General features: G+C 41.7%; 18 protein-coding genes. All 18 read left to right on the plus strand.

Annotated features, from left to right (window positions below):
• Positions 1–87: 87 nt before the first annotated feature.
• The 18 genes from MHI58_RS07710 (at position 88) to pyrR (ending at position 14,668) form a co-directional block, all read left to right on the plus strand.
• Entirely contained in the window at positions 88–1,332 is a 1,245-nt protein-coding gene (locus tag MHI58_RS07710; RefSeq protein WP_025207299.1) for an NAD(P)H-dependent oxidoreductase, read from the plus strand.
• 12 nt (positions 1,333–1,344) lie between these two features.
• A complete protein-coding gene (locus tag MHI58_RS07715; protein WP_008354650.1) occupies positions 1,345–1,776 on the plus strand; it encodes a transcriptional regulator GutM in 432 nt (143 codons plus the stop codon).
• A 17-nt stretch (positions 1,777–1,793) separates the two neighbouring features.
• Positions 1,794–2,324 carry a PTS glucitol/sorbitol transporter subunit IIC gene (locus tag MHI58_RS07720; protein WP_003210918.1) on the plus strand — a complete coding sequence of 177 codons (531 nt, stop codon included), beginning with the start codon at positions 1,794–1,796 and terminating at the stop codon, positions 2,322–2,324.
• A gap of 13 nt (positions 2,325–2,337) precedes the next feature.
• Positions 2,338–3,348 carry a PTS glucitol/sorbitol transporter subunit IIB gene (locus MHI58_RS07725; RefSeq protein WP_024720315.1) on the plus strand — a complete coding sequence of 337 codons (1,011 nt, stop codon included), beginning with the start codon at positions 2,338–2,340 and terminating at the stop codon, positions 3,346–3,348.
• A 26-nt stretch (positions 3,349–3,374) separates the two neighbouring features.
• Positions 3,375–3,731, plus strand: coding sequence for a PTS glucitol/sorbitol transporter subunit IIA (locus MHI58_RS07730; RefSeq protein ID WP_007499733.1), 357 nt, complete (start codon positions 3,375–3,377; stop codon positions 3,729–3,731).
• A 127-nt stretch (positions 3,732–3,858) separates the two neighbouring features.
• A complete protein-coding gene (locus MHI58_RS07735; protein ID WP_017367201.1) occupies positions 3,859–4,635 on the plus strand; it encodes an ABC transporter ATP-binding protein in 777 nt (258 codons plus the stop codon).
• Between the two features lie 79 nt (positions 4,636–4,714).
• Positions 4,715–4,951 (plus strand): YlmC/YmxH family sporulation protein, encoded by a 237-nt coding sequence (locus MHI58_RS07740; RefSeq protein WP_008344958.1) that lies wholly within the window; start codon positions 4,715–4,717, stop codon positions 4,949–4,951.
• A gap of 212 nt (positions 4,952–5,163) precedes the next feature.
• On the plus strand, positions 5,164–6,027 hold the full coding sequence (pgeF, locus tag MHI58_RS07745; RefSeq protein WP_034647880.1) for a peptidoglycan editing factor PgeF: 864 nt from the start codon (positions 5,164–5,166) through the stop codon (positions 6,025–6,027).
• A 6-nt stretch (positions 6,028–6,033) separates the two neighbouring features.
• Positions 6,034–6,723 carry a YggS family pyridoxal phosphate-dependent enzyme gene (locus tag MHI58_RS07750; RefSeq protein ID WP_024720318.1) on the plus strand — a complete coding sequence of 230 codons (690 nt, stop codon included), beginning with the start codon at positions 6,034–6,036 and terminating at the stop codon, positions 6,721–6,723.
• A gap of 1 nt (position 6,724) precedes the next feature.
• On the plus strand, positions 6,725–7,183 hold the full coding sequence (gene sepF / locus MHI58_RS07755; protein ID WP_017359354.1) for a cell division protein SepF: 459 nt from the start codon (positions 6,725–6,727) through the stop codon (positions 7,181–7,183).
• Between the two features lie 3 nt (positions 7,184–7,186).
• Positions 7,187–7,471: a YggT family protein gene (locus MHI58_RS07760; RefSeq protein WP_034657633.1), complete on the plus strand. Its 285-nt coding sequence runs from the start codon at positions 7,187–7,189 to the stop codon at positions 7,469–7,471.
• A 54-nt stretch (positions 7,472–7,525) separates the two neighbouring features.
• Positions 7,526–8,302 carry an RNA-binding protein gene (locus MHI58_RS07765; RefSeq protein ID WP_017367204.1) on the plus strand — a complete coding sequence of 259 codons (777 nt, stop codon included), beginning with the start codon at positions 7,526–7,528 and terminating at the stop codon, positions 8,300–8,302.
• 26 nt (positions 8,303–8,328) lie between these two features.
• Entirely contained in the window at positions 8,329–8,823 is a 495-nt protein-coding gene (locus MHI58_RS07770; RefSeq protein ID WP_008344947.1) for a DivIVA domain-containing protein, read from the plus strand.
• Positions 8,824–9,181: 358 nt separating this feature from the next.
• Positions 9,182–11,947: an isoleucine--tRNA ligase gene (gene ileS / locus MHI58_RS07775; protein ID WP_008344945.1), complete on the plus strand. Its 2,766-nt coding sequence runs from the start codon at positions 9,182–9,184 to the stop codon at positions 11,945–11,947.
• 160 nt (positions 11,948–12,107) lie between these two features.
• Positions 12,108–12,482 carry a hypothetical protein gene (locus MHI58_RS07780; protein WP_008344944.1) on the plus strand — a complete coding sequence of 125 codons (375 nt, stop codon included), beginning with the start codon at positions 12,108–12,110 and terminating at the stop codon, positions 12,480–12,482.
• A 94-nt stretch (positions 12,483–12,576) separates the two neighbouring features.
• Entirely contained in the window at positions 12,577–13,044 is a 468-nt protein-coding gene (gene lspA / locus MHI58_RS07785) for a signal peptidase II (RefSeq protein ID WP_008344942.1), read from the plus strand.
• Positions 13,041–13,955, plus strand: coding sequence for an RluA family pseudouridine synthase (locus tag MHI58_RS07790; protein WP_007499719.1), 915 nt, complete (start codon positions 13,041–13,043; stop codon positions 13,953–13,955). Before lspA ends, MHI58_RS07790 begins: the two co-directional genes overlap by 4 nt.
• A gap of 170 nt (positions 13,956–14,125) precedes the next feature.
• A complete protein-coding gene (gene pyrR / locus MHI58_RS07795; RefSeq protein WP_007499718.1) occupies positions 14,126–14,668 on the plus strand; it encodes a bifunctional pyr operon transcriptional regulator/uracil phosphoribosyltransferase PyrR in 543 nt (180 codons plus the stop codon).
• The last annotated feature ends 4 nt before the right edge of the window (positions 14,669–14,672 follow it).

The raw sequence follows: 14,672 nt of genomic DNA on the forward strand, positions 1-14,672 counted from the left end.
GTTAATTTTTATAACATTTGTTAAAAGTTTCAGATTATTTTTCTAGCAATCTATTGTGAAGCAAGAAAACCTGAAAGGATGATTTAGATGTCAATTTATCAACAATTGTTAGCACGAGAACGCAGCGGAGATCCAATCAAAGTTGGGATTATCGGGGCAGGCCAAATGGGGTTTGGACTCATTTCACAAATTTCTAAAATTCCAGGCATGATTGTTGCAGGTGTTTGTGATATTCATCTTAGTGCAGCTGAGAAAGCAGCGAATTTTTACAAGCAACATGCGAAACCACATCAAATGGTCGTCACAAATGATTACAGAGAAGTGATTCAATCAGATTCTGTGGAAGTCGTTGTGGATGCAACAGGTGTTCCAGAGGTCGGAGCAAACATTTCTTTGGAAGCGCTTAATTCAAAAAAACATCTCGTTCTTTTAAATGTAGAAGTCGATATTACGATCGGCTTGGTCATGCATAAATTATTCACGAATGCAGGACTTGTTTACTCTGGATCAGCTGGAGATGAACCAGCAGCAACGCTAGAACTATACGAATTTGCAAAAACAATGGGGCTTGAAGTATTGGTTGCTGGGAAAGGTAAGAACAACCCATTCTTCCCAGAAGCAAACCCAGATACGTGTAAAGCTGAAGCAGATAGTAAACATATGAGTGCCCACATGCTGGCAGCATTCCAAGACGGAACAAAAACGATGGCAGAAATGAACCTATTAAGTAATGCAACAGGACTTTTGCCTGATAAAGTCGGCATGCATGGAGTAGAAGCGAATTTAGAAAATGTAGCAGATAAATTAAATCAAAAACAGCAAGGCGGCGTACTGGATAACTTCGGAGTCGTTGAATATGTAAACGGACTGGCACCAGGTGTCTTTGTCATCGTCAAGAGTGATCTTGAGCCAGTAGATGAAGAACTTCGCTACTTAAAAGTTGGAAAAGGTCCTCACTACACACTGTATCGTCCTTTCCACTTAGCAAGTCTTGAAACACCAGTGACGATCGCAAAAGCAGTCTTACAACACGATTCTTCAATCCATCCAATTGGTGTACCAGTATCAGAAACTGTCGCTGTGGCGAAAAGAGATATTAAAGCAGGAGAAACACTTGATGGTATTGGCGGATACTCCGTAAGAGGTGTACTTGAAACACATCAAGACATGAAAGCGAACGGCCACATCCCAATTGGCTTAATCAGCGGAAAAGTGGTAGCGAAAAAAGATATCAAATTGGGGCAATTCCTATCTCATGATGATGTAGAACTTGATGCAAACACAACGGTCTGGAAGCTGCGTTCATTACAAGATCACTTATTTCAATCATAAGGACGTGAGGCTATGGAAAAATTAGCAATCGTACTTTGCATTATTCTGATTGTGCAGTATGGTTTATCGTTTATTCAAATCAAGTACTACCGCAAGAGCATGGACTCACTGATAGACGACTATAAAGGGAAACAAGGCTATCACTTGTTTTCAGGAATGGAGCGGCGCAAATTTGGTCCTGGAGCCATTGCGCTCATCATTGTCGATGAATCATACATCATTCAAAAGTGTCATGTGCTGGGTGGCGTCTCGATTTTGTCTAAATTTAAGGAACTGCCTTCCTATGAAGGAAAACATGTGGGGGCTGTGCTTGATGAGCATCACATGATGAAACAAACATTGAAAAAGCGCAAAAGGGGACCAGCTGTCATGCAAGCACTCTCCATGGCAGCGGAGCAGGCGCTTGTCTCGATTTCTAAAAAAAATATAACAAATGTGAACTAAGAAAGGGGAGATGAAACATGGAATGGATTCAATGGTTTGGAGAGCACTTTATCGGGATGTTTGAAGCCGGCGGAAAGCAGTTCATGGGTCTTGTTACAGGTATCGTTCCAACGCTTGTTGTGTTACTTACTTTCACTTATGCTGTCATGAAGTTTATTGGAGAAGAGCGAGTGAATAGAGCGATTCAGTTTGCAGCGAAATATACCATTTTGCGCTATACGTTAATGCCGATCTTATCCGTTCTTATTTTGACAAACCCAATGGCTTATACGTTTGGCCGCTTCTTACCTGAAAAACAAAAACCAGCATTCTATGATTCAGCTGTTTCATTTGTTCATCCGGTGACATCACTGTTCCCGTATGCCAACGCAGGAGAACTGTTTGTCTACTTAGGAATTGCGAACGGGATTAAAGAAGCTGGATACTCTATGTCAGAGCTGGCTGTTCGTTACTTCTTAGTCGGGATCGTTGTCATTTTACTTCGCGGAATCATTACGGAATGGATCACAAAGTACTTAGCAGGAAAAATGAAAGCGAATTCACAATAGGGGAGGGTTAGACATGACAAACCACAAAGTATTTGTTGCAAAAGGTGCTGGCGGATGGGGGAAAGGATTAGAGCTTGAACCAACCGGTAAAAGAAGAAAGGTCGTTTCCATTACAGGAGGAGGCATTCACCCAGTTGCACGTAAAATTGCAGAAATGACAGGGACAGAAGCATGTGATGGCTTTAAAAATTCTATACCAGAAGATGAAATGATGTGTGTTGTCATTGACTGCGGAGGAACAGCGCGAATTGGGCTTTATCCAATGAAACGCATTCCAACTGTCGATGTGCTGGCATCCTCTCCTTCTGGACCGCTTGCAAAACACATTACAGAGGATATCTTCGTATCAGGTGTCACAGAAAAAGATATTTCCTTTGCGGAAGCATCTGATAGTGAAGGGAATGTAGAAGGTCAAGAAAGCAGCGGCCCAATTGACAAAGAAAATTTCAAAGAAACCTATTCAAAACTGAAAGAGGAAAATATCGAACGTCAGGAAAAAGGGAATTTCCTCATGAGATTCTCAAGAGGAATCGGAAAAGTAACCGGCACATTCTATCAAGCTGGTCGTGATTCTGTTGATATGCTCCTTAAAAACATTATTCCTTTCATGGCCTTTGTCAGTATGTTAATTGGAATTATCAATTATACAAAAATCGGTGATCTGATTGCCCATTTCCTTTCACCTTTGGCAGGATCTTTATGGGGGCTCTTACTGCTCGTTGTTGTCTGTACCTTACCGTTCCTATCGCCTGTCTTAGGACCTGGGGCAGTCATCGCACAAGTCATCGGTGTACTGATTGGTAGTCAAATTGCACTAGGAAACATTCCGCCTCAATTTGCTCTTCCAGCACTGTTTGCGATCAACGGTCAAGTAGGGTGTGACTTTATCCCGGTGGGGCTATCACTTGGTGAAGCGAAGCCGGAAACGGTACAATATGGGGTACCAGCTGTTTTGTATAGCCGTCTCATTACAGGCGTTCTATCTGTTGTGATCGCATACGTTGCCAGCTTCGGTATGTATTAAACGTATTAAAGGAGGAATCGAGATACATGGTAACACAATCTGTCGTAAAAGAAATTGGGATCTTAGTCCCGCAGTTTAAAGAAGATAAGCTGATTGTTTTATTTGGACCAGCAGCGCCGCAGGAATTAAGAGATATGTCTGTCATTCATGAGTTTGAACACTTAGAAGAAGAGCCGCTGAAATTAGGCGGAACGATTCAAGTGGGCGACCAAACGTATACCATTACTGCTTTAGGCAATAAAGCAAATGACAACTTTAAGGAACTCGGCCATATTTCGATCTACTTCCAAGAGCCGTTTGATGATGTATTACCGGGAGCTGTCTTTGCATCCCCGCATACGTTTCCTGATATTAAAGAAGGCGTACGAATTGAAATTTCGTAAACATAGAAAAAGCTGTTCCTTATAGGGAGCAGCTTTTTTGCGTTAGGTTTACTGATTGAAACATTTGAGATATGCTGTAGACGTTATTATTTGTATATTCAGAATTTTTATTCAGGGGGAAAAGATCGTGTCGCTTGACTTGAAGGATGTTTCTTTAAAACGAAATGGAAAATGGCTGCTTCGTTCTATTGACTGGCAGGTGAAAGACCAGGAACACTGGGTGCTTTATGGTTTAAATGGTGCTGGGAAAACGGCTTTATTAAATATGCTTTGCTCATATTATTTTCCAACGTCAGGTGAGATGACGGTGTTAGGCCATGTGTTTGGCAAGGAAGCGCTTGGTGAAAAACTAAGGAAGAAAATTGGTCTCATCTCTGCTGGTCTTGAAAAGAAGCTGCACAGAGATGACAATGCATTTGAAATTGTTTTGAGCGGGGCATTTGCTTCCATCGGACTTTATGAAACACCGACAGATGAGATAAGAGAGAAGGCGATTGATTTATTAAAAACATTTGGCTCGTTTCAATATGCCAATCGCACGTATGAAACCCTCTCGCAAGGGGAGAAACAAAAAGTGCTGATCGCAAGAGCTTTAATGAATGATCCGAAGCTTCTGATCTTAGATGAACCTGTGACAGGTCTTGATTTTTTAGCAAGAGAACAAGTGCTGGAGACGATCTCATTGATTGCATCAAAACCAGATGCGCCCACATTGCTCTATACGACCCACCACGCAGAAGAGATTCTCCCGATTTTTCAGCACACCTTATTATTAAAAGAAGGTACTGTTTTTCATAAAGGGGAAACAAAGCAGATGATGACAAGTGACTTGCTTTCTTCCTTTTTTGAATGTCCAGTCGAAGTCATGTGGCAAAACGGCCGTCCTCACTTAAGTAAATTGTAGATAAGAGAAACTATTGGTCTGCTTCCCTGCTTTTCCATCATACATATTATAGTAGAAAACGAAAGGCGGGGAAGGACAGATGATCAGTATTTCTGAATTCCAAATCAAAGATGTCGTCGATGTGTCCAGCGGAAAAAAATTAGGTACTATTGGAGACATTGATATCAATGTCACGAGCGGTAAAATACAAGCGATTATCATTGGCGGTACAGGTAAAATGATGGGATTTTTCGGAAAAGAAGAGGAAATGATTGTCCCGTGGCGAAATATAGTAAAAATTGGCGAAGATGTGATACTTGTCCGTTTGTCTTCTTAATTTGTGTAAATTCCTCAACTAATAGATCCAATTTTCCTTAAAACAAGCTCTCCATTCTCAGCAATCAATGTCTTTTTCGGGTAAAAAGATTACGTTTTCATATCAATTTGAAAAAAAACCTGTAGAAAGGGCACATTTGAGTGTAATATTTAATGAATCCCACTAACTGTCTTAGCAGGTCTTGTGGTAAAATAGGAGCGATATAAAGAGAGATGAATGAAAGGTGGGAGGCAGCTTTGATAGACAAATATGACCCCTTTCAGCAGAAATCACCTGATGCAATGCTGATTCATGATTGGACGAACATGACATGTTCTGGAAAAGAGATATTGGCCGGTTTTACGACAAAAAATGGCGGTTTTAGTCTTTCTCCATATCAATCAATGAACACTGGACTCCATGTAGGAGATGATGCTTCTAGTGTCCAAATGAATCGTCAAGTCATTGCAGATGCTACTGCTGTGCCGCTCTCTAATTGGGTGTTTGCTGACCAAACACACGAGGATCGCATCATGAAAGTCACGAAGGAACAAAAGGGAAGAGGAAGTCTTCAGTATGATGAAGCGCTCTCTAGAACAGATGGTTTATACACCTCTGAACCTAACATCATGCTCGCTCTTTGTTTCGCTGACTGTGTTCCGCTTTATTTTCTAGCACCGCAATCTGGGCTGATTGGAACGGCTCATGCCGGCTGGAAAGGAACCGTCAAACAAATTGGCGCCAACATGGTTGATGCATGGGTTCGCCAAGAAGGCGCTGATGCCGATCATATACAAGTCGTCATTGGACCATCCATTGGCAGCTGCTGCTACATAGTAGATGATGTTGTCATAGATCAAGTGAAACAGCTTCCTTTTTCAACAGAGGATGTGTATTCCGAGATGTCACAAGGACAATACAAAATTGACTTAAAAACACTAAACAAAAACGTATTACTTCATGCAGGATTAAAAGAAGAAAACATACATGTCAGTTCGATGTGCACAAGTTGCAATGAGCAGCATTTCTTCTCACACCGGCGTGATCAAGGGAAAACAGGACGTATGATGTCTTTTGTCGGGTTTAAGGAGGCATAAGTGCAATTGAATGTACGAGAGAATCTCAGACAAATAAATGAACAAATCAACGAAGCATGTAAAAGAGCAGGTAGACATCCAGACGATGTATCGGTTGTCGCTGTCACAAAGTATGTCTCGATTGAACGAGCATTAGAAGCCAAGGATGCCGGAATTTTGCACTTTGGTGAAAATCGTGACCAAGGGTTACTTGAAAAACAGGCAGCCATAACCGATGAAAACATTAGCTGGCACTTCATCGGCAGTTTACAGACGCGAAAAGTGAAATCTGTCATTCAGACCATTGACTACTTACATTCGCTAGACAGAATGTCCCTTGCGAATGAAATTGAAAAAAGAGCGGATCACACGGTTCGCTGTTTTGTACAAGTGAATACATCACTGGAGGAGTCAAAACACGGCTTGCAAAGTGAGGACGTGATTCCATTTGTCAAGCAGCTCGCTGATTTCAAAAAGATTGAAATTGCTGGACTCATGACGATGGCTCCATTTACAGATGATCATACTGTGATACGAAACTGTTTTAAAACATTAAAAAGCCTTCAACAAGAGGTAAAACAACTGAACCAAGTAAATGCACCTTGTCAGCATTTATCGATGGGCATGTCAAACGATTTTGAAATCGCAATTGAAGAAGGTGCGACATTTGTTCGGATTGGCTCTTCACTTGTTGGAAATGAAACAGGAGGTGCGTGACATGAGCATAAAAAATAAGTTTAAAAGCTTCTTCACACTCGATGATGAAGAGTATGAGTACGAATATATTGATGAAGAAAGAGAACCAGCACAAGAAGAAAAAAACACAAAAGATAAAGCGGCATTTCAAGAGCGTCCTCAGGCAGGAAAACAAAATGTCGTCAGCTTGCAAAGCGTGCAAAAATCCTCTAAAGTGGTGTTAAGTGAGCCGCGTGTTTATGCAGAGGCTCAGGAGATTGCAGACCATATTAAAAATCGGCGTGCAGTCGTCGTCAATTTGCAGCGCATTCAGCACGATCAAGCAAAGCGAATCATCGACTTCTTAAGCGGAACGGTTTATGCAATCGGTGGAGACATTCAGCGTATTGGCTCGAATATATTCCTCTGCACTCCTGATAATGTGGATGTATCTGGCACAATATCAGAGCTATTGACAGAGGAAGAACCTCAGAGGTGGTAAATCATAGTTATTCTAAATTTCATTTTTAATATTTTGGGTACGGTATTAACGATTTACTCATTCGCGATCATTATTTACATCTTTATGTCATGGGTGCCATCTGCAAGAGAAACATCGATTGGCCGCTTCTTGACAAACATTTGCGAACCGTATTTAGAACCATTCCGTAAAATTATTCCGCCAATTGGCATGATTGACATCTCGCCGATTGTGGCATTGCTTGTGATTCGTTTCGCATCATCGTATGGACTAACTGGTCTTTATAATATGATTGTACGATTCATGTAAACAGGCTGCCGGGCTTGGCATCTGCCAGGCTCTTTTACATAAAAGGGGAACAAAATGAGCGATATTTATCAACATTTTAGAAAAGACGAACAGCCATTTGTCGACCAAGTATTAGGCTGGAAAAACATCGCACTCGATCAATATCGAATGAAATTAACAGACTTTCTTGATCCGCGTGAGCAGTTCATTACCCAGTCCGTGATTCAGCATTCTGATGAACTGGGTCTCATGTTTTTTGGCGGGTATGAGGAAGCAGAGCGGAAAAGGGCTTTGATCTATCCTGACTATTTAGCACCGACCATACAGGATTTTGAACTGACTTATTTTCAGGTGAACTATGCGAAAAAGTTTATTTCTATAGAACACCCCAACCTTCTCGGTTCGCTCATTGGGACAGGCCTGAAGCGTCAAAAATTCGGTGATTTGTTGTTTTCAGAGGACAACGTGCAATTTATTTGTACAAGCGATGTTGCCGATTTTGTTCGGGCTCAGCTGACGCATGTCGGCAGAGCATCTGTTTCATTAGAGGAAATCAGCAAGGCAGATCTTCAGCCAGTCATCAGCAAAACCGATATCAAAGAAGATACGATTTCTTCACTGCGGCTTGACGCTGTATGTGCTGCTGTCAGCCGTCAGTCTCGGCAAAAAGCACAGCTTTTGGTCAAAAATGGTCTTGTCAAAGTAAACTGGAAAGTCACTGAAGACCCTTCCTTTACAATTGGTGAAGGTGATCAGCTCTCTGTCAGGGGATTTGGCCGCTTTAGCTTAAAAACAATTGATGGGAAGACGAAAAAAGATAAATTCAAAGTAACATTTGAGCTTCTGACATAACGAATTTGAATCTGGAGGTGGCAAGATTGCCATTAACACCTAATGATATTCATAATAAAACGTTCACAAAAAGTTTTCGCGGCTATGACGAAGATGAAGTAAATGAGTTTTTAAGCCAAGTACGTAAAGATTACGAGATCGTACTTCGCAAAAAGAACGAGCTTGAAGACAAAGTCAACGAGCTTGATGAAAGACTAGGCCATTTTGCAACAATTGAAGAAACATTAAACAAATCCATTCTTGTGGCGCAAGAAGCAGCAGAAGACGTGAAGCGTCATTCTGATAAAGAAGCGAAATTGATCATTCGTGAAGCTGAGAAAAATGCAGACCGTATTATCAACGAAGCGTTATCAAAATCAAGAAAGATTGCAATGGAAATCGAAGAGCTCAAGAAACAGTCGAAAGTCTTTAGAACTCGTTTCCAAATGCTCATCGAAGCTCAGCTTGATCTTCTGAAAAATGATGATTGGGATCATTTGCTGGAATATGAAGTTGACGCTGTCTTTGACGAAAAAGAATAAGCGCATCACCTTGACATGACGTGCTCATGTTGCATATAATACCATCATAAATTAACAAGAGATAAACGTTTGAAAGGGACACTCGCAGCGGTTACACATGCGTAATAAAGCGAATCAGGGACGGTGGAAGCCTGACATTACGAAACGCTGCAATGAGATCACCCCTTTAGTTCCTTTTCTGAAATGAATGAGTAAGAAAAGGCGTCAGATCACGTTACGATTTTAGAGTGGATAAGCGGCAATTTCAAAGCGCTTGTCTAAAAGGGTGGTACCGCGAGACAAGCCTTCTCGTCCCTTATGGGATGAGAGGGCTTTTTTTATTGTTTTTTAATACGAATTTGCATGTGGAGGAATAGGTATGAACTACAAAGACACCTTATTAATGCCAAAAACAGAATTCCCGATGAGAGGGAACTTGCCGAACAAAGAGCCTGAAATCCAAGAGGAGTGGGCAGAAAAAGACATCTATCAAATGGTTTTAGAGCGGACAAAAGGACGCCCGACCTTTATTTTGCATGATGGACCTCCATATGCGAATGGTGACATTCATATGGGGCACGCACTCAATAAAATCCTCAAAGATTTTATTGTCCGTTTTAAATCAATGAATGGATTCCATGCACCGTACGTACCGGGGTGGGATACACATGGCTTACCGATTGAAACAGCCCTTACGAAAAATAAAAAAGTCAAACGCAAAGAAATGTCGACAGCAGAATTCCGTAAACTATGTGAGGAGTATGCTTGGAAACAAATCGAAGGTCAGCGCAATCAGTTTAAACGTTTGGGCGTAAGAGCAGACTGGGATAATCCATATGTGACATTGAAGCCTGAATACGAAGCGCAGCAAATTCTTGTCTTTGGTGAAATGGCGAAAAGAGGCTATATTTACAAAGGTCTTAAGCCTGTTAACTGGTCTCCTTCAAGTGAATCAGCACTTGCTGAAGCAGAAATTGAATACAAGGACAAACGTTCACCATCGATTTACGTATCATTTAAAGTGAAAGATGGCAAAGGCGTACTTGAAAACGGCGAGCAGTTCATCATCTGGACAACAACACCTTGGACACTTCCTGCAAACCTTGGCATTTGTGTTCACCCAAACCTAGAGTACAGCGTGCTTCAAGTGGGTGCTGAGCGATATGTCATCGCATCTGAGCTAGTTGAACAAGTGGCAAAAACACTTGGCTTTGAAGAGTACGAAGTTGTGAAAACCTTAAAAGGTAAAGAATTAGATAAGGTCGTTGCAGCACATCCAATTTACGATAGAGATTCTCTTGTGATGCTTGGCGATCACGTCACAACAGATGCAGGAACAGGCTGTGTTCACACAGCGCCAGGTCACGGGGAAGATGACTTTATCGTAAGTATGAAGTACGGTCTTGATGTGTTATGTCCAGTAGATGAAAAAGGTGTGATGACAGAAGAAGCACCTGGTTTTGAAGGACTATTCTATGAGGATGCCAATAAAGCCATCACAGAACAGCTTGAAGCAAAAGGCGCATTGAAAAAGCTCGACTTTATCACGCACTCCTATCCGCATGACTGGAGAACGAAAAAACCAACAATTTATCGTGCAACTGCTCAGTGGTTTGCTTCCATTAAAGATTTCAGAGAAGCACTATTAGATAATATTAAAGAAACGAAATGGGTTCCAGCTTGGGGCGAAACGCGCCTGTTCAATATGGTGCGTGACAGAGGTGACTGGTGCATTTCAAGACAGCGTGTATGGGGCGTTCCAATCCCAGTCTTCTATGCTGAAAATGGTGAGCCAATCATCACAGATGAAACGATTCAGCACGTCTCTCAATTATTTAGAGAACATGGCTCGAATATTTGGTTTGAAAAAGAAGCAAAAGAATTATTGCCTGAAGGCTTTACACATCCAGGCAGCCCGAACGGTGAATTTACAAAAGAGCAAGATATCATGGATGTATGGTTTGATTCTGGTTCTTCTCACCAAGCGGTATTAGAAGAACGAGATGATCTGGTTCGTCCGGCAGACCTTTACCTTGAAGGTTCTGATCAATATCGCGGCTGGTTTAACTCATCTTTATCTACAGCAGTTGCAGTCACTGGAAAAGCGCCATATAAAGGTGTTCTCAGCCATGGCTTTACGCTTGATAAAGAAGGACGCAAGATGAGTAAATCATTAGGCAATACGATTGATCCGACGAAAGTAGCGAAGCAGCTTGGTGCGGAGATTCTTAGACTTTGGGTATCTTCTGTCAACTATCAAGCCGATCATCCAGTGTCTGACGACATTTTAAAACAAGTCGCAGAAGTTTATCGTAAAATCCGTAACACGTTCCGCTTCTTGCATGGTAACCTGTTTGACTTTGATCCAGCAGTCAATGCAGTACCAGTCGAAGAGCTTCGCGAAGTGGATCAATATATCTTAATCAAATTAAACAAATTGATTGATAAAGTGAAAAAAGCTTATGATGATTACGAATTTGCGGTTGTCTATCATGCCATCCACAACTTCTGTACGATTGAGCTTAGCTCTTTCTATCTCGATTTTGCAAAAGATGTGGTATACATTGAGCATGCGGATCACCCAGACCGCCGCAGCATGCAGACGGTCTTCTACGAAACATTAATGGCGTTAGTGAAGCTGACAGCACCAATTCTTCCGCATACAGCAGATGAATTGTGGAGCCACTTAAGCTTTGTTGAAGAGCCAAGTGTTCAGTTAACAGATATGCCAGAAGGTGTAGCTGTTCCTCAAGCAGAAGCGACAGAAGTGAAGTTTGACCGCTTTATGGAAGTACGTGACGATGTGCTAAAAGCGCTGGAAATTGCGCGTAATGAGAAAGTCATCGGACGTTCACTTGAAGCGAGTGTGACCCTTTATGCAACAGAGGAAGTGAAAAACCTTCTTGCATCCATTAAAGAAGATGTGAAGCAGCTCTTTATCATTTCTGAGTTAACAGTAGAAGATGAGAAGCATGCAGACGCATCAGCGCCTGAATACACATCAGGACGTATTGTTGTTCAAAAAGCAGAAGGCGAACTGTGCGAACGTTCCCGCATTATTTCAAAAGATGTTGGCGCAAATCCAAAATACCCAACATTGTCTCTCAAAAATGCTGAAATCGTGGAGAAATATTACCAGAATTAACAGCGTGATATCACCAACTAGCGCCCCGCATATAGCGGGGCGTTTTTGATATAGAGAAAATGACAGCGTTTAGAACGAAAGGAAAAATCTTATGGCTTTAAAGTGAACAGGCGGGGCAACAATATGATTATCACGACAGGGCAGGAGTTGAAACAGCGACATGAATGGCGATCTAGAGACGATTTACATGGAACTCCTTCAAATGAGAGAAGAACTGCAATCGAAACTGTTTGAATATGCATCATTGCGTTCACCCGCTGAACATGTCACGTTCGATCAAGCAAAAACGACCACGCTTCTTTATCACATCAAAGAAGAACTGCAAGATGTTTCGCTCGCGATTGCAAAAATTGAACAAGGAACTTATGGCATATGTGAGGCGACAGGGCATACAATGCCCATTGAACAAATGAGTATTCTTCCGACAGCTCGTACGACTGACGACTTTTTATATCATAAGCAATACGAGAAAAAAGCATTCACCCCTTATCCTTATGAATCAAACGATTCTCATTTTGAAGCCTTCCACATGTAGGGAGGTTTTTGTCTGTCAACTAAAGTTTCTTTACTCCATCCTGTTTTCTTGATAAAATGCATAAAGACCAAAGTATGAAGATGGAGGAACGTGTGTGTTCTATTACATAATCGCATTCGTGATAATTTGTTTAGATCAATTAACAAAATGGCTCATTGTCAAACATATGATGCTCGGTGATTCTATTCCTGTGATTGATGGCTTCTTTTACATCACATCCCACCGAAATTCAGGAGCCGCATGGGGGATTCTCCAAGGACAAATGTGGTTTTTCTATGTGATCACACTCGTTGTTATTGCAGGAATTGTTTATTATTTGCAAAAACATGGACAAAAGGACAAGCTACTTGGCGTAGCGCTTGCCTTAATGCTTGGCGGAGCGATTGGAAACTTTATTGACCGTATTTTCCGTCAAGAAGTGGTTGATTTTGCTCATTTCGTATTTGGGGATTATCATTATCCAATCTTTAATATCGCAGATTCCTCTCTATGTGTGGGGGTCATTCTGCTCTTTATTCAAATGCTGTTAGATGGAAAGAAAAATAAGGAGTCAACTACATGAATCAAGTAAACATTGCCGTTTCAGAAGAACAAACGAGTGAACGGCTTGATAAATTTTTAAGCACAACTGAACCAGAATGGTCAAGAACCCAAGTCCAGCAGTGGGTGAAAGATGGGCTCATCGAAGTAAATGGAAAACAAGTGAAGGCCAATTATAAAGTACAAGCTGGAGATCAAATCAAAGTAGAGATTCCAGATCCAGAAGCACTAGATGTAGAAGCGGAATCAATGGATCTTGATATTTATTATGAGGATGAAGATGTACTAGTGGTCAATAAACCAAGAGGAATGGTCGTTCATCCAGCACCAGGACATGTGACAGGTACTCTTGTTAATGGCCTCATGGCTCATTGCAATGATTTGTCAGGCATTAATGGTGTGATGAGACCAGGAATTGTCCACCGGATTGATAAAGATACGTCAGGGCTTTTAATGGTCGCAAAAAATGATATGGCGCATGAATCACTCGTCAATCAGCTGGTGGCGAAAACGGTCACTAGAAAATACACAGCCGTTGTTCATGGCATCATTCAGCATGATACTGGAACGATTGATGCTCCAATTGGTCGAGACAAAAAAGATCGCCAAAGCATGACGGTCACAAAAGAAAATGCAAAGCAGGCGGTCACTCATTTTGATGTGATGGAGCGCTTTAAAGACTTTACCGTTGTAGAATGCCGCCTTGAAACAGGAAGAACCCACCAAATTCGTGTTCATATGAAATACATTGGCTATCCTCTTGCCGGAGATCCAAAATATGGCCCGAGAAAAACTGTTGATTTCAATGGACAACTGCTGCATGCAGGCGTGTTAGGATTTGATCACCCTAGAACAGGAGAATATATGGAGTTTACAGCTCCAATTCCAGCTGATATGCGGGGCTTTATCGATTCATTAAGAAATAACGATTGACAGGCCGTTCTTTTTTTGAAATAATAAACGAAGAAATTGAGATTCTTTAAAACAGTCCAGAGAGGCTGAGAAGGATAACGGATCAATTTGTGCACGAGTATGCACAAATGAGCGCCCCTCTCTGCCCTTTGCAGAAGGGGCTTTTTATTTGTCAAAAAGAGGTGTAAAAGATGGAACAAAAAGCAGTTATTCTTGATGAACAAGCGATAAGACGAGCGCTTACCCGTATTGCACATGAAATGATTGAGCGCAACAAAGGGATGAAGGATGTCATCCTGGCCGGGATCAAGACAAGAGGTATTCATCTTGCAAAGCGCCTTGCAGAGCGCATCGAGCAAATTGAAGGAAACCCCGTGACTGTGGGTGAACTGGATATTACGCTATACCGTGATGACCTGACAAAAAAGACAGAGAATCAAGACCCGCTTGTCAAGGGTGCAGACATTCCAGCTGACATTAATGACAAAACACTCATTGTCGTGGATGATGTTCTGTTCACAGGCAGAACGGTGAGAGCAGCTATGGATGCGCTTGTGGATGTAGGAAGACCATCTTCCATTCAGCTGGCTGTTCTAGTCGACCGGGGACACCGGGAGCTGCCGATTCGAGCGGATTATATCGGAAAAAACATCCCGACATCAAAAGCAGAGACAGTCATGGTTCAGCTCAATGAAGTAGATCAAAACGACCTTGTCGCTATATATGAAAAATAACCTT

It is taken from the genome of Bacillus sp. FSL K6-2869, assembly GCF_040869405.1.
In the GTDB taxonomy this organism is placed as follows: domain Bacteria; phylum Bacillota; class Bacilli; order Bacillales; family Bacillaceae; genus Bacillus; species Bacillus altitudinis.

Bases quoted from the DNA above. Each gene is read 5' to 3' on its own strand.
- MHI58_RS07715 (WP_008354650.1), top strand. From the start codon at position 1,345: ATGGAAAAATTAGCAATCGTACTTTGCATTATTCTGATTGTGCAGTAT.
- pyrR (WP_007499718.1), top strand. From the start codon at position 14,126: ATGGAACAAAAAGCAGTTATTCTTGATGAACAAGCGATAAGACGAGCG.
- MHI58_RS07710 (WP_025207299.1), top strand. From the start codon at position 88: ATGTCAATTTATCAACAATTGTTAGCACGAGAACGCAGCGGAGATCCA.
- MHI58_RS07780 (WP_008344944.1), top strand. From the start codon at position 12,108: ATGAATGGCGATCTAGAGACGATTTACATGGAACTCCTTCAAATGAGA.
- ileS (WP_008344945.1), top strand. From the start codon at position 9,182: ATGAACTACAAAGACACCTTATTAATGCCAAAAACAGAATTCCCGATG.
- sepF (WP_017359354.1), top strand. From the start codon at position 6,725: ATGAGCATAAAAAATAAGTTTAAAAGCTTCTTCACACTCGATGATGAA.
- MHI58_RS07725 (WP_024720315.1), top strand. From the start codon at position 2,338: ATGACAAACCACAAAGTATTTGTTGCAAAAGGTGCTGGCGGATGGGGG.
- MHI58_RS07730 (WP_007499733.1), top strand. From the start codon at position 3,375: ATGGTAACACAATCTGTCGTAAAAGAAATTGGGATCTTAGTCCCGCAG.
- pgeF (WP_034647880.1), top strand. From the start codon at position 5,164: ATGAATGAAAGGTGGGAGGCAGCTTTGATAGACAAATATGACCCCTTT.
- MHI58_RS07740 (WP_008344958.1), top strand. From the start codon at position 4,715: ATGATCAGTATTTCTGAATTCCAAATCAAAGATGTCGTCGATGTGTCC.
- MHI58_RS07765 (WP_017367204.1), top strand. From the start codon at position 7,526: ATGAGCGATATTTATCAACATTTTAGAAAAGACGAACAGCCATTTGTC.
- MHI58_RS07720 (WP_003210918.1), top strand. From the start codon at position 1,794: ATGGAATGGATTCAATGGTTTGGAGAGCACTTTATCGGGATGTTTGAA.
- MHI58_RS07790 (WP_007499719.1), top strand. From the start codon at position 13,041: ATGAATCAAGTAAACATTGCCGTTTCAGAAGAACAAACGAGTGAACGG.